The sequence below is a fragment of the Lysinibacillus sp. BPa_S21 genome (assembly GCF_023337795.1).
Lineage (GTDB): Bacteria > Bacillota > Bacilli > Bacillales_A > Planococcaceae > Lysinibacillus.
In genome coordinates, this window is sequence record NZ_JALIRS010000002.1 from 1 (window position 1) to 18,932 (window position 18,932).

Annotated in this window: 21 protein-coding genes; 2 read left to right on the forward strand and 19 right to left on the reverse strand. The window is 37.2% G+C overall.

From position 1 onward, the window contains the following. Positions 1–220: 220 nt before the first annotated feature. The 10 genes from MOK21_RS03295 to rpsU all read right to left on the reverse strand — a co-directional run bounded on the left by MOK21_RS03295 (position 221) and on the right by rpsU (position 9,301). On the reverse strand, positions 221–571 hold the full coding sequence (locus MOK21_RS03295) for a diacylglycerol kinase family protein (protein WP_249072559.1): 351 nt from the start codon (positions 569–571) through the stop codon (positions 221–223). Further along, positions 572–1,045: an rRNA maturation RNase YbeY gene (gene ybeY, locus MOK21_RS03300; protein WP_249072560.1), complete on the reverse strand. Its 474-nt coding sequence runs from the start codon at positions 1,043–1,045 to the stop codon at positions 572–574. Positions 1,046–1,057: 12 nt separating this feature from the next. After that, complete coding sequence (locus MOK21_RS03305) at positions 1,058–3,178, reverse strand: HD family phosphohydrolase (RefSeq protein WP_249072561.1); 2,121 nt, start codon at positions 3,176–3,178, stop codon at positions 1,058–1,060. A gap of 390 nt (positions 3,179–3,568) precedes the next feature. Then, positions 3,569–4,525, reverse strand: coding sequence for a PhoH family protein (locus MOK21_RS03310; RefSeq protein WP_249072562.1), 957 nt, complete (start codon positions 4,523–4,525; stop codon positions 3,569–3,571). A gap of 2 nt (positions 4,526–4,527) precedes the next feature. Then, positions 4,528–5,652 (reverse strand): sporulation protein YqfD, encoded by a 1,125-nt coding sequence (locus MOK21_RS03315; RefSeq protein WP_249072563.1) that lies wholly within the window; start codon positions 5,650–5,652, stop codon positions 4,528–4,530. Beyond that, a complete protein-coding gene (locus MOK21_RS03320; RefSeq protein WP_249072564.1) occupies positions 5,642–5,902 on the reverse strand; it encodes a hypothetical protein in 261 nt (86 codons plus the stop codon). The genes MOK21_RS03315 and MOK21_RS03320 overlap by 11 nt, the downstream gene beginning before the upstream one ends. A 54-nt stretch (positions 5,903–5,956) precedes the next feature. Further along, positions 5,957–6,439: a hypothetical protein gene (locus MOK21_RS03325; RefSeq protein WP_249072565.1), complete on the reverse strand. Its 483-nt coding sequence runs from the start codon at positions 6,437–6,439 to the stop codon at positions 5,957–5,959. A 26-nt stretch (positions 6,440–6,465) separates the two neighbouring features. Continuing rightward, positions 6,466–7,470 (reverse strand): flotillin-like protein FloA, encoded by a 1,005-nt coding sequence (gene floA, locus MOK21_RS03330; protein WP_249072566.1) that lies wholly within the window; start codon positions 7,468–7,470, stop codon positions 6,466–6,468. A gap of 3 nt (positions 7,471–7,473) precedes the next feature. After that, positions 7,474–8,805 carry an NfeD family protein gene (locus MOK21_RS03335; RefSeq protein ID WP_249072567.1) on the reverse strand — a complete coding sequence of 444 codons (1,332 nt, stop codon included), beginning with the start codon at positions 8,803–8,805 and terminating at the stop codon, positions 7,474–7,476. A 322-nt stretch (positions 8,806–9,127) separates the two neighbouring features. Then, a complete protein-coding gene (gene rpsU, locus MOK21_RS03340) occupies positions 9,128–9,301 on the reverse strand; it encodes a 30S ribosomal protein S21 (RefSeq protein ID WP_004227078.1) in 174 nt (57 codons plus the stop codon). 356 nt (positions 9,302–9,657) lie between these two features. Here rpsU and MOK21_RS03345 point away from each other — a divergent pair, with 356 nt between their 5' ends. Together MOK21_RS03345 and MOK21_RS03350 are read left to right on the forward strand one after the other, a co-directional pair. Continuing rightward, a complete protein-coding gene (locus tag MOK21_RS03345) occupies positions 9,658–10,995 on the forward strand; it encodes a TrkH family potassium uptake protein (protein ID WP_249072568.1) in 1,338 nt (445 codons plus the stop codon). Between the two features lie 22 nt (positions 10,996–11,017). Further along, positions 11,018–11,674 (forward strand): potassium channel family protein, encoded by a 657-nt coding sequence (locus MOK21_RS03350; RefSeq protein ID WP_249072569.1) that lies wholly within the window; start codon positions 11,018–11,020, stop codon positions 11,672–11,674. A 69-nt stretch (positions 11,675–11,743) separates the two neighbouring features. Here MOK21_RS03350 and MOK21_RS03355 read toward each other — a convergent pair whose 3' ends face one another. The 9 genes from MOK21_RS03355 to MOK21_RS03395 all read right to left on the reverse strand — a co-directional run bounded on the left by MOK21_RS03355 (position 11,744) and on the right by MOK21_RS03395 (position 18,548). After that, positions 11,744–12,313, reverse strand: coding sequence for a manganese catalase family protein (locus MOK21_RS03355; protein WP_249072570.1), 570 nt, complete (start codon positions 12,311–12,313; stop codon positions 11,744–11,746). Between the two features lie 127 nt (positions 12,314–12,440). Continuing rightward, a complete protein-coding gene (locus MOK21_RS03360; protein ID WP_249072571.1) occupies positions 12,441–12,704 on the reverse strand; it encodes a spore coat protein CotJB in 264 nt (87 codons plus the stop codon). Beyond that, positions 12,697–12,924: a spore coat associated protein CotJA gene (locus MOK21_RS03365; protein ID WP_249072572.1), complete on the reverse strand. Its 228-nt coding sequence runs from the start codon at positions 12,922–12,924 to the stop codon at positions 12,697–12,699. Before MOK21_RS03365 ends, MOK21_RS03360 begins: the two co-directional genes overlap by 8 nt. 198 nt (positions 12,925–13,122) lie before the next feature. Next, positions 13,123–13,608 (reverse strand): DedA family protein, encoded by a 486-nt coding sequence (locus MOK21_RS03370; RefSeq protein ID WP_249073022.1) that lies wholly within the window; start codon positions 13,606–13,608, stop codon positions 13,123–13,125. Between the two features lie 842 nt (positions 13,609–14,450). Beyond that, complete coding sequence (locus MOK21_RS03375) at positions 14,451–15,467, reverse strand: HAMP domain-containing sensor histidine kinase (RefSeq protein ID WP_249072573.1); 1,017 nt, start codon at positions 15,465–15,467, stop codon at positions 14,451–14,453. Then, a complete protein-coding gene (locus MOK21_RS03380; protein ID WP_249072574.1) occupies positions 15,464–16,153 on the reverse strand; it encodes a response regulator transcription factor in 690 nt (229 codons plus the stop codon). The genes MOK21_RS03375 and MOK21_RS03380 overlap by 4 nt, the downstream gene beginning before the upstream one ends. A 160-nt stretch (positions 16,154–16,313) precedes the next feature. Further along, complete coding sequence (locus MOK21_RS03385) at positions 16,314–17,045, reverse strand: ABC transporter permease (RefSeq protein WP_249072575.1); 732 nt, start codon at positions 17,043–17,045, stop codon at positions 16,314–16,316. Next, a complete protein-coding gene (locus MOK21_RS03390) occupies positions 17,045–17,836 on the reverse strand; it encodes an ABC transporter permease (protein WP_249072576.1) in 792 nt (263 codons plus the stop codon). The genes MOK21_RS03385 and MOK21_RS03390 overlap by 1 nt, the downstream gene beginning before the upstream one ends. Next, complete coding sequence (locus tag MOK21_RS03395) at positions 17,829–18,548, reverse strand: ABC transporter ATP-binding protein (protein ID WP_249073023.1); 720 nt, start codon at positions 18,546–18,548, stop codon at positions 17,829–17,831. The genes MOK21_RS03390 and MOK21_RS03395 overlap by 8 nt, the downstream gene beginning before the upstream one ends. Positions 18,549–18,932: the final 384 nt, after the last annotated feature.

Sequence of the window (18,932 nt, forward strand, 5' to 3'; positions counted from 1 at the left end):
AGATAAAACATTTGTTGCTGTCGCTTCGCTTTCGCACAGATAAAACATTTGTTGCTGTCGCTTCGCTTTCGCACAGAAAACATCCGCTGCGCTCCAATCAACTTTATACTACATTTTAACAAATGGCATCCCAAACTTTTGGTGATGAGTCTAATAAATTCATAAATTCTCCAGTACAATTGCTACTTACTTCATAACCGAATTAATCATTTTAGTAATATTAAAACCATTTCGGTATAAATATGAGTAATCCGATTATAGCACTGAATATCGCAAATACAAGTACTGCGCCTGCTGCAAGATCTTTAGCCTGCTTTGCCAGAGGATGGATAGTTGGTGAAGCTAAATCTACTACTCGTTCAATTGCTGTATTTATCATTTCAAATACAAACATTAGTGCTATTAATAACAACACAATATACCACTCTAAACGTGATAAATCCGAAAAATAGCCAGCAATCAAAACTATTCCCGCACTTAGCAAGTGGGATATAAAATTTTGCTCAGTACAGGCTGTAAAAATTCCTTTAAAGGCATACCCAAAAGAGCGTACAAATTTGCGACCATTCATTTATTCTCGTCCTAAGCCGAAAGATTGTAAAATCTCATCCTGCTTACCGAACATGACCTTTTCATCTTCTGGCACCATATGATCATAGCCAAGTAGGTGTAAGAAACCGTGGACCGCTAAAAAGCCTAATTCTCGCTCAAACGTATGTCCATATTCCTGTGCCTGTTCTTTTGTACGATCTGTTGAAATAATAATATCTCCTAACACACGAGGCATCCCCTCAAATGTTACTTCCATTTCTCCCTCACCTAATTCCTCGAGAGCAAACGAGATAACATCTGTTGGTTGATCCTTGTCACGATATTCTCGGTTTATTTCTTGAATCGTTTCATTTGTAACAAACGTCACTGACACTTCTGTTTCCGGCTCAATCTTCTCCTGTTGCGCAGCATGCTGTAAAAGCTTTTCAACAAGCTCCATATGCTCAGCAGCCACTTCATTTGTTTCATCTGTAAAATCAATTGTTAAAATCATAGATCGATCCTCCTACTTATCTGCCTTTGGATATTCAATTCGTGAGTGGAAAATTCCATTCAACGTTTCACAAAGTACTCGCTCTATACATTTTAACTCTTTTATTGAAATATCGCATTCATCAAACTGATTGTCTTGTACTCGATCATCAATAATTGCTCGTACCAACTTTTGAATTTTTTCTGCATTCGGTTCCTTCATCGATCGAACCGCTGCCTCAACGCTATCTGCAACACTAATAACTGCTGCTTCCTTCGTCTGTGGTTTCGGACCTGGATATCTATACGTTGTATCATCTAAACATTTTCCTTCTTCCTTCGCTTTAAAGTAGAAGTATTTTAATAGACTAGATCCGTGATGCTGCAAGGCAATATCGATAATTTCCTGTGGCATCTTATAGCGTTTTAGCATTTCAGCCCCATCAGTTGTATGTGCGATTATAATTTCCGCGCTTTTTTCTGGAGGCAATGAATCATGTGGATTAATACCAGACATTTGATTCTCGATGAAAAAGGCAGGCCGCTTCGTTTTGCCAATATCATGATAATAGCATCCTACACGCGCCAGTAATCCATCCGCTCCAATTTCCTCACACGCTGCCTCCGCTAAATTTGCCACCATTACACTATGATGATATGTTCCAGGAGCCTCCACTAGTAATTTTTTTAGTAATGGATGGTTTGGATTCGATAATTCAATTAAACGCACCGAAGACAATATACTAAATGCTGATTCAAAGAATGGTAATAGCCCCATAGTAAGAGCCCCTGATAATAAAGCCGATATCATTGCCGCTATAAAGTAAAACACTAGCTCTTGCATGCCATAGAAAGATTGTGTCATGAGTAAATAAAATGCGATAAACGCCATATTTACTAATCCTATAACCCCTACAGCCTGTAAAATATGCGAACGTTTTTCCATACTACGCAAGAAGAATAAGCTCGCAAAGCCGCCAAAAATTATATACAGTGTAATTTCCATCTGCATGACAGAGGAGTAACCCTCTTGAAAAATAACACCTGCAGATGCCGCTGTCATAACCGTAATTAGTACTGCAACACGATCATCCGCTAATAGCCGTGTAAGCAGTGTAGCCAAAGCTGTTGGGAAAAGGAAGGCAACCGTAACATCGAAACCACCTGAAACTAAGCTTATAAATTTCATCAACAGGATGGATAAACAATAAACAATTACTGTTACCAATAAGGCATTTCGTTTTTTATGCTCATCTATATCCCAACGTTCAAATAAAACAAACATGAACGTCATTTCCAGAAGGATTAAAATAATCAGCCCTGCAATCGGTTTCATCGATGCCTTATTACTCACCATACCAAGAAGCTCTAATTGACGAAACGCCTCATTATCAATAATTTGACCTTCCTGTACGATGACTTGCCCTTGAAGAATTCGAGTTGGTTCGACCGATTCCTTCGCTTGTGCTTTTCGAATTTTCGTTTGTTCTTCGTTTACGGTCTCATTTTCAATAATACTCGTCCGTCCTATTAAAACTATCGTATTAAATATTTTATCTGGATAGCCTCGTTGTCCACGAATTTTTGTCTCAAATTCATTTTGATCCGCAAATACATTTTCTGACCGAATGGATTTTTGTAAATAATCCTGAACAGATTTTGATAGTTGCGTACTTGTTCTTTTTAAATCTGCTTCACTTTGTAGTAATAAACCTTCTAGCTGCGAATCAGTAAAAATAATTGGCATTTGCTCTGAATCTATGGATTCAAACTTTTTGCGGAGCTGCCCTACTTGGTCGGCAATCGGAATAGGTTCTTTACTGCCCTCAACATCTGCCTTTACTTCAAGAACATAGTCAAATAAAGAAGTGACAATCGCAGCTCGCTGTTTAGCAACATCCGCAGAAAATTGATAAACTGGCGCGACCGCACTTACTGCTTTTTCTCGTTCCTGTTGCGTTTTATAAGTATCTTCTACAGTTTTCGTAGATCGTACTGTTTCAGGAGCTAGTTGTAATGGTTTAAAATCATATGTAACACCTTTAACATTGCCATACATAAAAGCAAATTGTAGAGCTCCTGTTAAGATGAGAACGACAATTAAAAAGTAGCGGAAGCCAATAAGTTCTGTAAATTTTTTTAATTGTTTCTCCATCTGGCACCTCCTCTATCTACCTACTATCATACCAATTCAACATACATTTTTCTCGATAAATGTATAAGAAAGCAAAAAAACAGCTATACAAATCGTACAGCTGTCACAAATTTTTCCATTTTCCAAGCATTTTCACGTTTGTTAAATTTTATATTGCTTGCATCTGTTGGTGCAAACTTCAAAGCCAGTTGCACCTGCCGCTTCACTTTCGGTGCAGAATTTGAAAAACCGTTGCACCTGCCGCTTCGCTTTCGGTGCAGACTTCGAAACCCGTTGCACCTGCCACTACGTTTCACTACGCTTTCGGTGCAAACTTTAAAACCCGTTGCACCTGTCGCTACGTTTCACTGCGCTTTCGGTGCAGACTTTAGAATTGCGCTCTGCGCAATTCTAAAGTTGCTGTTCTTCGTAGGCTTTGATGATTTTTGCTACGATTGGGTGACGTACTACATCGCCTTGCTCTAAAATTTGGAAGTGTATTGATTTTACATACTTTAGTGTACGTTCTGCTACGATTAACCCAGATTCCGTATTTTTAGGTAGGTCGATTTGTGTTTTGTCGCCTGTAATGACCATCTTTGAGCCAAAACCTAGTCGCGTTAAAAACATCTTCATTTGCTGATGCGTCGTATTTTGAGCCTCATCTAAAATAACAAAGGCGTCGTCTAATGTACGACCGCGCATATATGCCAATGGTGCAATTTCGATTGTTCCTCGTTCAATTAGTCTTTGCGTTTGTTCTGTCCCGTAAATATCGTTTAAAGCGTCATAAAGAGGGCGTAAATAAGGGTCTACCTTTTCCTTCAAATCCCCCGGAAGAAAGCCTAGAGACTCCCCTGCTTCTACTGCAGGGCGTGTTAAAATAATACGCTTAACGTGCCCATTTTTTAGCGCCTGTGTTGCCATGACTACCGCTAAATACGTTTTCCCAGTACCAGCTGGACCGATACCAAAAACAACGTCTTTATGACGGATTGCTTGTATGTATTCTCGTTGACCAATTGTTTTTGCACGAATAGGCTTCCCTTTTGTCGTGCGTGCTATTTCTTCATCATAAAGTTCTGCAAAATATTCAATTGTTCCTTTTTGTGTCATTTCAATAGCAGTTGCTACATCACGCTGATCAATATTAATTCCTTTACGAATGACCTTTAAAAGAGCTTGTAAAAGGAATGTTGCTTGTTCCTTTGCATCCTCTTCACCAGCAAGCTGAATCTGTTCACCACGTGTAATAATATGGACTTTTAGAGCTTCTTCGATTAATTTCATATTTGCATCGGAAATTCCGAGTAGCATAACCGCTTCGTTGGGATTATCCACTTGTAATACAGTTAAATGTTCTGACATAATCATTCTCCTTGTAGGCCTTGTATTGGACTGGCAATGTTTTCATTGACTAAAAATAGAACTTTCCCTTCAACTGTACCATTCCCCCACTTTACCTGTAAAAGGTTTTCTTTTTTAATAACCGTTTTCGCAGGTAATGAACGTAATACCTTTTCATGAAGTAATGGTATGAGCAATGAATCTATTTTAGATTCATCTAGCTCTACTTGCATTTTTTTAGTGTACTGCTCCTCAACAATTGAAACATATGGGTCGAGCCAGCTAGGTAAATCTTTCTTTTGCACATAGTCAACTTTTTCTTTGTCTTTGTCTTGATGAATGCCTTTCACTAATACACGCCATTGCTTCTGTTGTAGCGTTTCCATCGTTAGTTTTGTTGGAATTTTAAACGAGCATTCGAGCCAATAATCAGCGTAGACCTCTCCCTTTGCCCCAACAAAGACTTGATCTTCACCACTTTCAATTACGCCACTTACCAGAACATCACCCTCGTAAGCCGTATCGTTGACTGAAATTTTCCGTTCTCCATTTTGAATATTAAAGTGAGTAATTACACCACTTTTGGTTGCTACTAAATGCGTCGCTAGTTTTTCACTCGTTTGTTTAGTTTGTTTCGGAGACTCCTGAGGCCGTAAAGTTACACGTCCACCATACTTTTCAATATGCACCCACGAAAGATCTCGATGTCCTTCTAATAATTTCTGACGAATGACAGCATCTGAGGGTAGGTCCTTTTTAGAAATGGGTGTTTCTAATTGAAATGTATCTTCAAATGTCTTGCCAACACGTTCCTCTAATTCTGGCGTTGCCGCTTCAATATCAATACGCCAAATAATCTGTGCACAAAGCATTGGTATTAATATCATCAACGCTAAACCAAGCACAGTCCAAAGCTGCGCTCGAAAAACTTGAAGCTCATCTGCATAATAGACAGCCATTTTAAGTCGGTAACGACTACGTACACGGCGAATCTTTGGTAGATAATGCATCGTTGTTTCAAAAGCAACCTCTTGCTCACGAAAAACAATCCGCTTTAATGGCACATGTTGTGCATGCAATGCTTGAATAAAAGGATGAACATTTTCATGACGCTTTATACGTATGATAATTGGCCGATTATTCCACATTATCGCTCACACCCATATCCTTTGTGATTTTCATATGAATCTCCTGTAAATCTTCCACAGAAAGATGAAGCATTTCATCTTTTAGCGCATTAATTTCCACTGATTTTCCACGCACAGTAATATGATAATCCGCATATATAAAAGAGCATGATGAAGCATCAGCATGTAGAAAACGATATGGGCCAATGATTTTTAATGTTTCATATTGTAATAATTCAAGTAGTGGCGTTAATTGAAATAGTTTTCTCATAAAAAATGCCTCCTTCTTCGGCAATATATGCATCGAAAAAGGAGGACATGCTAGTTATTTTCTTTTTGCTTTTGGAGGACCCAAAACTTCTGCCATTACAACAGCTTGCATGATTGATTTTTTTGATTTTGGTAATTGAAAAGCCGATTGCGATTCAGCCACTTCCGCAACTTTTTTCCCAGCTGCCAAACGGCCAATACTTTCTCTATTCGAAGTACGACCCATCTTCTCAGTCGGTACTAAAGAGGGAGCTACATAGCTCGGTGTTTTTTCAATTACTGTTTTTTCGACATTTTTTTTCGGCTCTTCGAATTGGGGCTGTTCATTTTCCCATTCACCTAAAAATCCACGTGCAAAATCCTCAAAACTCTGTGGTTTAGATTGTTGCTGTTGCGTCACCTCCGCTTTTTTTATAACAGGAGGCTCCACTTGTGAATCCTTGTTAAAAGGAGGCATCGGTTTTTGTTCTTTCTTTTTTGATTTACCGAAAATAGAGCTGACTATGGCAATTATCACAAATATAATTAATTGTTCCATTTATTAGTACCGCTCCTTTCAGTTTTTTATTGGTTAGATTCATTAGTTTCTGATTTATCTGAGCCTACTTTAGAAATGGAGTCTCGCATCGCTGTATCTGCTTGAATGTTGCGGTAGTTCATGTAATCCATAATACCAAGATTTCCAGAACGTAGAGCTTCTGCCATCGCCTGTGGAACTTCAGCCTCTGCTTCCACTACTTTTGCCTTCATCTCTTGTACGCGTGCAATCATTTCTTGTTCGTTCGCTACAGCCATTGCACGACGTTCTTCAGCCTTCGCTTGGGCAATGTTTTTATCAGCCTGCGCTTGTTCAATTTGTAATTCAGCACCGATGTTTTTGCCGATATCAACGTCTGCAATATCGATCGATAAGATTTCAAATGCTGTACCAGAATCTAAGCCTTTTGCTAGGACAGTTTGAGAAATCATATCAGGATTTTCAAGAACTTCTGTATGACTAGAAGCGCTACCAATTGTAGAGACAATCCCCTCACCTACACGGGCAATAACTGTTTCTTCACCAGCACCGCCGACTAGACGCTCAATGTTTGCACGCACAGTAATACGTGCCTTCGCTTTAACTTCAATCCCGTTCATAGCAACACCAGCAATAAATGGTGTTTCAATAACTTTCGGGTTAACAGACATTTGTACTGCTTCTAATACATCACGACCAGCTAAGTCAATTGCTGCACAACGTTCAAATGTTAACTCAATGTTTGCACGGTGGGCTGCGATTAACGCATTGACAACACGGTCCACATTACCACCTGCTAAATAGTGACTTTCTAGTTGATTGATCGTAACAGGTAAACCTGCTTTATGTGCCTTGATTAATGGGTTAACAATTCGTGATGGCACTACACGACGTAAACGCATACCGATTAATGTGAAAATACTAACGCGGACACCTGCAGCAAGTGCAGAAATCCACAGCGCCACTGGTACAAAGGTAAAGAATACAGCGACTACAATGAATAATAAGACAAGCCCTGCAATTGGACCTATTAAAGCTAAATCAAATCCCATTGACTATTCCTCCATCTCTTTTTCTGTTTGTCTCACAACAATACGTGAGCCCTCTACTTTAATAATCTCTACATGTTTCTCAGCGTCAACATAACCACCTTCCGATACTACATCAATGCGTTCATTACCTAATAGCATTGTACCGGCTGGACGAAGTGGTGTAATCGTTGTACCCACTTTCCCAAGCAGCTCTGTACGATTCACGTTGGAGACATAGCCCTCGTCCGTCGTTGTCGCATCCATCAAGACTAGCTTGTTTAAAACATGCAATTTTTTACCGAAAAATTTCATCAGGATCACCATTCCTATTATCGCTACAACAAGCGCAATGAAAATCGCTATTATCATTTGCATCATGTTCGCACCTGCCAGTATCAGACTTAGTAATATTAGCACACCACCCAAAATACCAACAATACCTCCGGGGACAAAAAATTCCGCAATCACAAGCGCTAAGCCTACAATAAATAAAAGTAATGTTTCATAACCTGCTAAGCCTGCTACCATATGACCGAAGAAAAATAATCCAAGTGCTGACAACCCCATTATACCTGGAACACCAAAACCTGGCGAATAAAGCTCAACTATAAGGCCCAAACTTGCAATCGACAATAAAATCGGAACGATAATCGGATTCGTAATAAAACGAGCAAGTTTTTCAGCAAAAGTAGGTTCAACTGGAACGATATCACTGCCATTTAATTGCGTTGCTTGTAAAAGTTCTTGGAAATTCGAAACAGTCCCATTAGAATAACCTACCTCTTCTGCCTCCGAAGCAGATAAAGTTAATAATTTCCCTTTTCCTGCTCGAAATTCTGGTAAATCTTCAGATGCATCAGCCATGGCTCGTGCATATTTCGGGTCGCGTTTTTCCTTCGATTCTGCAGCTGCTTCCATTTGCGCAACCCACGCACTATGAGCCTTTAAGTCTGCTGCATTTCCTGCTGAATCAATAACTGCAGCCGCCCCAATCGTTCCACTTGGCACCATATAGATTTCATCCGCATGTAAGGCTAAAAAAGCACCTGCAGAATGCGCATCTTTGTTAATATACGCAATCGTACGTATATCCGTTGCATCCATCAGCATAGCAATATCACCAGCTGCATTCACGAAACCGCCAGGCGTATGAATGTCTAAAATAATCGCCTCTGCATAGTTTTCTTCCGCCTCTTTAAAAGCTCGTTCTAAAAATGCGTGAAGTCCTCGTTCTACTTCATTATGAATAGGAATGTGGTAAACCTTACTACTCGCATAAGCTGACGTTAATGGAAACGCTAACAAAAATGTCATCCAAATAACTAATAAATAGCTGAGGATTCTCCATCTTCGCATCTTTTTCCCTCCCTTCTAACATGCTTCTCTCCTGTATATACGACTGACTATGCAAAAAGTTTCATAAATCCTAATAATTTTATTATTAGTGAATTTTTAATGTGTGTGGCTTTAAAATATAGTTTGTACAATTATTATATAACATAAAAGCCGAATGCATCTCAGGGATCACATTCGGCTTCTCCAATATGTACGTAAATATGAGCTTAAAGTAAAATACCTGAAATTAATCGACATGATTAATTCCAGGTATATCTTTGTCTGCTCAGTGAATCATACAATTGCGTGTTATGAACGTAGGGATTTTTAATGGGAAATTAAATTACCACTTACGTTTACGTGCAGCTTCTGATTTCTTTTTACGTTTTACGCTAGGTTTTTCGTAGAACTCGCGCTTTCTAACTTCTTGAATTGTACCACTTTTTGATACAGTACGTTTGAAGCGGCGAAGAGCATCTTCAAGCGATTCGTTTTTGCGAACGACAGTTTTTGACATCTCTCTTTCCCTCCCTCCGAACACACGTCAATACACAAGTAGGCAAATAACCAACTGTTGTGTACTAAAGAATTATAACGTATTGTCTAAAAATGGTCAATAGAAAGTATGCGATTTAATCTGATGAATTTTTAACTTTCATGACTTAAGAATTTTCAGCTTGCTTTTGGACAACAATAAATAAACATCATTTCGTCCAAAATGGCTTTGAAACACCCTCTAGAGGCTTTGCACCAACGTTACTGCCGCTTTGCTTTCGCACAGCTGAATGGCCACAGGACGTGACGTTCTTTGCAGCGGGTTGTTGGACTCCTGCCGAAATAAGTTAAAAAGAAAAGGCTCAATAGGAGAATAAAATGAAAACATTTAAAAATAAATTAAACCCTCCCAAAATACTTGTTCTGGGCTTTGCCGTGATCATATTAATCGGAACATTTTTCTTAACGCTCCCCGTTGCAACAGTCGATGGTAAAGGTCTTTCATTTTTAAATGCTTTATTTACTGCTACCTCCGCCACCTGTGTAACAGGACTGGTTGTTGTAGACACCGGTGATACATTTTCGATATTTGGAGAGTTAGTTATTCTTTTTCTTATCCAAATTGGCGGATTAGGCTTTATGACGTTTGCAACGTTTTTATTTTTACTATTAGGTAAAAAGATTTCTTTAAAAGAAAGACTTTTGTTAAAAGAAGCATTTAATAATGTTACAATTGCTGGTCTCATTAAATTGGTTAAAAGGATATTATTATTTACGGTACTAATTGAATGTATAGGTGGCATCATTTTATCTATTCGTTTTTCGTTCGATATGCCTGTAGGTAAAGCCTTTTATTTCGGATTTTTCCATGCGATATCAAATTTTAATAATGCGGGTTTTGATGTAATGGGTGGTTTTAAGAGCTTAACAGAATATGTAGATGATCCTTTCGTCGTATTAACTATTTGTGCATTAATTACGATTGGAGGCTTAGGGTTTATTGTTATAAATGAACTATTTGAATACCGCAGAACGAAACGACTTTCTGTGCACTCAAAAATTGTTATAACTACAACGCTTATTTTAACAGTCGGCTCGACGCTTTTAATATTCTTATTTGAATATGGTAATAGTAAAACCCTTGGACCACTATCTGAATGGGGCAAAATTCTTGGTTCATTATACCAAGCAGTAACACCAAGAACTGCTGGCTCCAATACCCTCCCCATTAGTGATTTAACACATTCAACATTGTTTTTAATAATATGGCTAATGTTCATCGGAGGAGGTTCTGGATCAACAGCTGGAGGTATAAAAATAACGACTTTCGCTGTTTTAGTTGCTACAATGTGGTCCCAATTAAAAGGGAAAGAAGACGTTGTGCTTTTTAGACGTAGAATTGTACACGAAACAATATTAAAAGCTTTAACAGTTACAATGTGCGGGATGATAATTGTCGTAGTAGTTACCATTGTCTTAAGTTTTATTGAACAACGACATAGTTTTATGATGTATTTATTCGAGGCTACTTCCGCATTTGGAACCGCTGGACTTTCCATGGGGCTAACCCCCGAGCTATCAACTGGCGGCCGTATTCTTATCATTTTAACAATGTTTGTAGGGAGATTAGGCCCTTTAACAATTGCTTTTGCCATTACAAATCGTCGGAAAACAGGGGCTTACCGACATCCAAAAGGAAAGATTATGATTGGATAATACGATAAGGAGGGGGAATACAATGACGATCAAGCAATACGCTGTCATAGGTCTTGGTAGGTTTGGAGTAAGTGTAGCCCGCAGATTGTATGAAGCTGGACACGAGGTATTAGGAATCGATATTAACGAGGAAAGAGTCGAAGATGCCGAACCTTATGTTACACATGCCGTTATCGCTGATACAACAGAAGAAAAAGCACTTAACTCCATAGGGATAAGAAATTTCGATTGTGTCATTGTCGCTATAGGTATAGACATGCAATCCAGTATTTTAACTGTCTCCTTATTAAAGGAGCTAGGTATCAAAAAAATAATTGCGAAGGCTCTTGGTAAAAGACATGGACAAGTTTTAGATAAAGTCGGCGCAGAGTGGGTTATTTACCCTGAACGAGATATGGGGGAACGTGTAGCCAATCAGCTACTTTCACCAAATATGCTAAATTACATTGAATTGTCAAAAGAGTACAGTATAGAGGAAATTATGATTCCTTCTAAAATGGCTGGTCAAAACCTAAGGGATTTAGACATTCGAGCTCATTATAATGTAAGTGTTATTGCCATAGTTCGAGATGGCAATATTACCATATTACCCTCACCAGATGAGATTATTAAGGAAAAGGAAATTTTAGTTATGATTGGTCATAGAAAAGATCTTACTGTATTTTCAAATATTGAGTAGAAAATGAAAATAGGCTGTATCAAAAAGGTATTTTCCCCTTGAAACAGCCTGCACCTAAGATGTTCTTTTTTAAAAGATTTTCTTGCTATCCCTATCGTCTTTTAAAATCTCTACTGCCTCTCTGAAACGTAGAGAATGGACAATTTCTCGTTCACGTAAAAATTTTAGGCTATCATTCAAATCAGTGTCATCAGATAAATCAATAATCCACTGATAGGTCGCTCGTGCTTTTTCTTCAGCTGCAATATCCTCATACAAATCAGCTATCGGATCCCCTTTAGCCTGAATATAAGTTGCTGTAAACGGTGCACCAGCCGCATTCTGATAAAATAATGCCCTGTCATGATTGACATAGTGTTCTCCAAGGCCTGCCTCTTTGATCATCTCTGGAGTGGCATCCTTCGTAAGTTTATAAACCATCGTAGCAATCATTTCTAAGTGAGAAAATTCCTCCGTTGCGATATCTGTTAACAAACCAACCACTTTATCGGGAATCGTATAGCGCTGATTCATATACCGAAGTGCTGCTGCTAATTCTCCATCTGCACCACCATACTGCTCAATTAAATACTTAGCAAGCATAGGGTTACATGTACTCACCCTTACTGGATACTGGAGCTTTTTTTCATAATACCACAAAAATAATTCCTCCTAGTTACTCATAATCAATTATGCCTAGGCATAATTGCGTCCACAATCGGCTTCGTTCCGGGGCAAAAAACCTCTTTCTGCGGCTATTTTGACGCCCGTTGAAAAGCAACTTAAGTTAGACTTGCCATGGCCAAGGTGTATCCACCCAATTAAAAGGATAATTTGAATAACTTCTCCCAAAATTCATAAGTGGTCCAAATTTCTGCTCAAATTCAACCTTTAGTCGCATACTTATTTCAGTGTTTTGATTAAATTGTTGAATGGCATCATAATCGTGAGGATGAGTGTCTAAATAAAGATTTAATTCCACTATTACAAAATCAATGGCTTGTATTTCTTCAAGCAGCTTATAAAATTCTGGTGGCATTTCTTTACTCATTCTTCACCCCTCCTTCTTGGGGATTTGGATAAGGACTAAATAATTGCGGCCATAATGTGCCAGATCTGAGAGCTTCTTGAGGGGTTTGAAATTGCGGTAGCCCAGGCGGTTGAAAACTCATATACAATTGGGGCGGTGTAGCAAAACTTTTAACCCTTATTGGTGGACAAGGATCGAATGGGCTAACAAAAGGCTTCCAATATTTATATTGCGTAAACATTGTATCCTCCCTTCTGTAATCAATTACATCAGTGGAGTATATGAGGTAGATAAATTTTTTATTCAGAACAGTGTTACGATCTGGAGGAAGTCACATAACCAGAGGCTCCGCTGCAAATCTATAGAACACAAAAAAGTAGCTCGCATTTTTAAAAACGCGAGCTGTGTGTTGTAGCTATTCATTTGAACCGTATTATCTTTAAAAAGTTACCCCAAGAAAATATCCTATAGAAATAAAAATAATGACCCATGTCAACGATCCAAAACAAGCGAAAGCAAGATACGTCCTAAACTTCATCTGAGTTATGCCAGACATGTAACTTGTTACATGTCTAATACCCGGGACATAATACCCTATAATTATTGTCCATGGCCCAAAACGATGAAACCATCGCTCAACCTTAGTAAATCGTTTATTATTGAGACCAATCCATTTTCCATACTTTAATATTATGGGTTTCCCTAATTTATTTCCCATAGCATAGCTAATTATCATTCCAATAGTTGAGCCAAGAAAGCTAAAGAAAATACTCAATACATAGTTCAAATGCCCCTCATGACACATAAATCCCACAAACGTCATCAAGATCTCATCGGGAATGGGTAAGCCTATAATCCCTAAAGACAAGAGTAAAAATATAGCAAGATATCCATACTGACCAATAAAACTGCTTATGAATTCCACGAAAAGTTTCTCCTTTGTTAATTCGTTACCTTTATCATCAAATATCATATATTCCCCCATTTTTCGCTTAAAAACACTGGAATGATTATTATAAACGAAGAGGAAATTAAGATTTAAAAATAGTAGTTTACGAATAATCAATTCGTTACATCTACCCATTCAATCCTAAAATAATCTATGTTATCGATGTTACTAATTTATGTAATAATTTGATGCACATCTATACACTAATCTTATACAGACAACAATAATCGGTCCAATAATCACATAAGAACTTTTTAGAAAGTATAGATTTTTACTTATCACCATAAAAATTATGATATTCCACCCAATACTTTTTTGCAATTACTCTTCATCATACATCATCTACTATGAGTTAAAAAGAGCGATAACAAATACAATAAATTATTAGGTTACATAATTGATTTAAATCAATAGGAAATTTATCAACTTGCTCAAATATTAAATTTGGGAATTAAAGCAGCTTTAAAATATGATTATTTAAGATACGGATTCATTTTAACGTGAAATTAAGATGAATTTCACGAAATGTATATTTTCTATCAATAGACTTCCAAAAAATACAAAAGTGAAAATAAAATGGGGCTAGTCCATAAGGAACAGCCCCGTAACATTTGCTATACATATTTAAAAGGGATGGATCACTATGGGTGCTCCCTTTTCTATGAATTAAATCATACTAAAAAGCGATAGCTTTATTTTTAACTACCGCTTTTACACATATGAAAAACGAGCTCTCAAACGATAGTTTTTTATTACCGATTGACAACAGTCTTTACGCTGGATTTTTCAAATTTCTCCAATCGATTATGCATCTATCTTTATAAAATAGGCAAAACAATTTGAAACTGAATCATTTCTGCTTCTTTTTTCACTTTTATCTCACCATTCATTGCATTAATAATCGTTTTTGATATATACAGTCCTAATCCTAGATGTCCCTTTTCGTTTACTTCTTCTTCTGTATAAAACCTTTCAAATATATTGTTTAAATTGTGATTATCTAGTTTTGCACCATCATTTTTAATCACTATTACAAATTGATCATTTCTAATTTCTACAGAAATGGAAAAATATTTTTCATAATAACGAAAAGCATTGCTCGTAAGATTTTGTAAGGCTCTATCAAATTGATAAATATCAATCCATATATTATGTTTATCACTATCGGGAACAGCATTAACAAACTCTGAAACTACACCTTTCATCGCACATTCCACTTCCATGTCGCTTAGAAAATCAACAGACCAACTATAACAGTTCACTTTTTGCGATGACAAAGATAAAGTATCTGGTGTTTCATAGCTCATACTTAAATGATTTGATAGTTTGGTTAATACGGCCACTTTGTTTTCGATTACTTTTAAATATTGTTGTTCTTCTTCTGGAGTAGAAACAATTCCATCTTGCAATGCTTCTATATAAGCCGAGATAGAAGCAAGCGGTGTTTTTAAATCATGTGAAATACTATCGATAAAGTTTTTGCGAGTCATTTCAAATTGCTCTTGCTGTTTCTGCTGTTCGTATAATGTACTTCTCATAGAATCAAAAACTGAAATAAAATCTCCCATTTCATCATTTGACCTATGTTCTATTTTTCGTGATAAATCACCAGCAGAAATAAACCTTGCTTCACTGCTTAAATATTTGATAGGTTTGATGATTTTCTTTTTTACATACAGTATCGTATAAATGGAGAGTAGCACAAAAGGGGGTGCAATGATTAAAAGATAAATCCACAAAACCTTTGCTTCCATGATGAGTGAAAAAATAAGCAACAAGAATAGGAAGAAAACGCAACAAATATGTATTAAGTCACGAACAATCGTTTTTTTCATAGCAAGACTCCATCGAAACGATACCCAATACCTCGTATCGTAGTAATCTCATGTCCTTGTCCTAATTTTTCTCTAATTTTCTGAACGTGAATCGTCACTGTGTTCATATCCCCGTATTCGTTAATACCCCAAACATTGTCATATATCTGGGTTTTACTAAAAACTTGTTTTGGGTGTTGAAGAAGAAACACAAATAAATCAAATTCTTTTGCTGTAAAGTTCAATTGGCTATTATTATGACTGATTTCTCTGGAGTTTACATCAATGCGAAATTGGTTGTATTTTAAAATCTGCTTGTCGATAGTACTTCTTGAATAATTGTCTATTCTTCTGAATATAGCTTCTATTCGTGCAACTAATTCTTTCATCGAAAAGGGTTTTATCATGTAATCATCTGCACCTATTTTAAGTCCAAGAATACGATCTAACTCTGTTTCTTTGGCACTTATAATAATGACTGGTAATGTTGATTTCATCCGCACTTGACGTAGAATTTCTAATCCATCTTTTTCTGGCAACATAATATCCAATAAAATCATATCTGGCTTAAACATATCAAATGCGGTTAATGCTTTCCCACCGTTCAATGAAAGTTCTACATCGTACTGTTCTAGCAAAAGATATTTTTTAATCATGCTTGCTAAATCATATTCATCTTCAATGATTAATATTTTTTTCTTGCCCATACCTAATCTCCTTTCGCTTGACCTTCACTTGTAAAATATAACAATGGCTATTAATGACATTATAATAGTAAATCCATGTTACACGATACATTGCTCTAACAATTTCTTTTGATAAATACCCACAAGATGATCAGAAAAGATGACTATTATCAATGTATCATCAGCGAATATCCCGTCTAAGAAATACATAAGCAGAAGTACATTCCAATGAAATTACCCATATAAGTTGAATTGTCACACCTAGCCCTAATGCTAAAAAAGTTTTTTGCTCCGGTATCAAGAACAGATTCATTCCAGCAAGATCGGGAAGATATTTCGCCACCTCTGTAACAGCCAACAACATTTGACTTCCTCCGATAATCATAGGGAATAAAACAGCAATCGGTACAATTAAGGACTTGGTAATAATCGATAAACTAGCAGAGATACACCCTAATACGATCCAGCTGATGATTGCTAGAGAAACAGCCGTTATAAATTTCGTTAGTACATCATTGGCAAATACATATTGGTATTTAGCTATGATCACGATGAAGCATAATATACTAGAAAGTATGCCGGCGATTATAGTACTGGATACAACAACTAATTTCTTTGTCAGAAACAATCTCATTCGTGAGGGAACGGTAAGCAGCGTCGTTCTAAGAGAAGAATGCGTATATTCCTGGCCTAAAAAACCAGCCATTGCTACCACAATCCCTGCTTGCCCTAAATATAGAAATCGCAAACAGAGAGCCACGACATCTTCCTCTTGAAGTTTTATCCCACCAAAATTGTTTTCACTAATTAATAAAGCGACAGGTGGTAATAAAATAGCTCCAATCATACCCCAGATACACCAGTGATAGGAAAAGAATCTTGCCCATTCACTACGAAGTGCGGATTTCCACATTAGTAAGCACCTCCAACATCTCGGCGAACAAATGAATACATAGCACCAAGTAACAAAAGAATTGTCCATGCACCTAATATGAAGCCACCTTTAATGGGGTCATGTGATAAAGTGTTCGTAGGGGATGCCATAAGTAATTCACCCGCAGTAACTGGAAGATACTCTCCTAGGCTCCATTTTGAAGCTACATAATGAGCTAAACCGTATATTTGAGGAATGAGGAAAATGAAAGGAACAATGGCATTGCGACTTAGCATTCCAATCGAAAACGCAAGCAGTGTTAATAACATCCAAGTTAAAATTGAGTAAGCAATAAACGCCCATGTGATCGGACTTAAAGTGAATGGATTTAATCCTAGCGCTCCTAGCTTAGCATGAGTAACCATAATAGTGAGATAGATAGATAAAAATGAAATAATCGTAATGCTCGTTAATATAGCGATTAATTTTGCCAAAAAAACGCTTATACGATTGCTACAGCATAATAATGTTACACGTAAATTATGATTGCGATATTCGCTTGCTCCAATAAGACCTCCTAAAACAACCATTGGAAGTAATCCAAAGGGCACAATGTCATCAAATCCAAGATACTCTAAAGGTGGTATTGCTTGTACTAAGTCAGGGTGTGTTGCAGGAGACGCATCTAATCCTATTTTAACTAGCTCGCTAGAACTCATCATCGCCAAAAGTGGTTGTACAATAACAACTAAACCAAGAACCATCCACCATGATTTACGTGCAACTATTTTAAAAAATTCGACCTTGACTATACAAACAAAATTATTCATGATCATCACCGTCACTTGTAAGGGATAAAAATACATCTTCTAATGATGCAAGATTTTTCATGACAGCGGGCAGGTCACCGCTGGCTACAATTTGTCCATGTTGAATGACAATCACATCGTCTGCAATTTCTTCAATTTCGGCAAGAAAATGAGAAGATAGCAAAATCGTTTTCCCTAGATTGGCTTGGTTACGGATAAACTTACGAAACCAGCGCATACCCCTGGGGTCCAGTCCATTGGTTGGTTCATCAAGTACAAGATATTGGGGGTCGCCCAAAAGTGCACTTGCTAGTCCAAGCCGTTGTCCTTCGCCCAATGATAGTGTTCCTAATTTTGAACCTCTTTTTTCAAATAATCCTGTTTCGTGTAAAACTTCTTCCACACGATTTTGCGCGATTTGATTACTCTGCGCTACTATACGAAGATGAGTTTTTACTTTTCTGGATGGCACTCCTCCAACCCCATCAAATACAGCTCCTACGGTTTGTAATGGTTTATCAAAACTTTTATATTCTTTGCTTGCAAAGGTTGCGATACCTGATGAGGGATAGTCCAGTCCAAGAAGAATCCGCATAGTAGAACTTTTCCCTGCACCATTCGGACCAAGAAAAGCTGTTATTCTTCCTTGCTTTGCTTCAAATGAAATACCTTTTAATATATCTTTACCTTGATGTTTTTTACATAGATTATTTATGATTATACTTTTTGACATATCTTTCAATTCAATTCCTCCTAATCATAATGTTTATTGTGGATTCCATATGATAAAGGTATCAAACTAAAATAAACGCTCAATATAGCTAAAATAAATTTTTGATAAAGTGAATAAAGCCCTTAAAGAAGCCATAGAAGCAAAAATAAATGAGGGTTCGAATGAAATGCTATTTTGGGATTCTAACGAACTTAAACGCCGAACATGTATGGATTGGAATAGCATTTAACATAACTTTTTTCATGATAAAGATTTTCCAAAAGTGAAGATTGAGGGTTAAAGGAGAAAGTATAAGGTCGAAGTAAAAAACCAGCTACTCACTAGAGACCTGTTTTCTTTTGACCATAATAAAAAGCAACCACATTTTTGCAGCTGCTTGATTAT

Bases quoted from the DNA above. Each gene is read 5' to 3' on its own strand.
- MOK21_RS03295 (WP_249072559.1), bottom strand. From the start codon at position 571: ATGAATGGTCGCAAATTTGTACGCTCTTTTGGGTATGCCTTTAAAGGA.
- ybeY (WP_249072560.1), bottom strand. From the start codon at position 1,045: ATGATTTTAACAATTGATTTTACAGATGAAACAAATGAAGTGGCTGCT.
- MOK21_RS03305 (WP_249072561.1), bottom strand. From the start codon at position 3,178: ATGGAGAAACAATTAAAAAAATTTACAGAACTTATTGGCTTCCGCTAC.
- MOK21_RS03310 (WP_249072562.1), bottom strand. From the start codon at position 4,525: ATGTCAGAACATTTAACTGTATTACAAGTGGATAATCCCAACGAAGCG.
- MOK21_RS03315 (WP_249072563.1), bottom strand. From the start codon at position 5,652: ATGTGGAATAATCGGCCAATTATCATACGTATAAAGCGTCATGAAAAT.
- MOK21_RS03320 (WP_249072564.1), bottom strand. From the start codon at position 5,902: ATGAGAAAACTATTTCAATTAACGCCACTACTTGAATTATTACAATAT.
- MOK21_RS03325 (WP_249072565.1), bottom strand. From the start codon at position 6,439: ATGGAACAATTAATTATATTTGTGATAATTGCCATAGTCAGCTCTATT.
- floA (WP_249072566.1), bottom strand. From the start codon at position 7,470: ATGGGATTTGATTTAGCTTTAATAGGTCCAATTGCAGGGCTTGTCTTA.
- MOK21_RS03335 (WP_249072567.1), bottom strand. From the start codon at position 8,805: ATGCGAAGATGGAGAATCCTCAGCTATTTATTAGTTATTTGGATGACA.
- rpsU (WP_004227078.1), bottom strand. From the start codon at position 9,301: ATGTCAAAAACTGTCGTTCGCAAAAACGAATCGCTTGAAGATGCTCTT.
- MOK21_RS03345 (WP_249072568.1), top strand. From the start codon at position 9,658: ATGAAAACATTTAAAAATAAATTAAACCCTCCCAAAATACTTGTTCTG.
- MOK21_RS03350 (WP_249072569.1), top strand. From the start codon at position 11,018: ATGACGATCAAGCAATACGCTGTCATAGGTCTTGGTAGGTTTGGAGTA.
- MOK21_RS03360 (WP_249072571.1), bottom strand. From the start codon at position 12,704: ATGAGTAAAGAAATGCCACCAGAATTTTATAAGCTGCTTGAAGAAATA.
- MOK21_RS03365 (WP_249072572.1), bottom strand. From the start codon at position 12,924: ATGTTTACGCAATATAAATATTGGAAGCCTTTTGTTAGCCCATTCGAT.
- MOK21_RS03375 (WP_249072573.1), bottom strand. From the start codon at position 15,467: ATGAAAAAAACGATTGTTCGTGACTTAATACATATTTGTTGCGTTTTC.
- MOK21_RS03380 (WP_249072574.1), bottom strand. From the start codon at position 16,153: ATGGGCAAGAAAAAAATATTAATCATTGAAGATGAATATGATTTAGCA.
- MOK21_RS03385 (WP_249072575.1), bottom strand. From the start codon at position 17,045: ATGTGGAAATCCGCACTTCGTAGTGAATGGGCAAGATTCTTTTCCTAT.
- MOK21_RS03390 (WP_249072576.1), bottom strand. From the start codon at position 17,836: ATGAATAATTTTGTTTGTATAGTCAAGGTCGAATTTTTTAAAATAGTT.
- MOK21_RS03395 (WP_249073023.1), bottom strand. From the start codon at position 18,548: ATGTCAAAAAGTATAATCATAAATAATCTATGTAAAAAACATCAAGGT.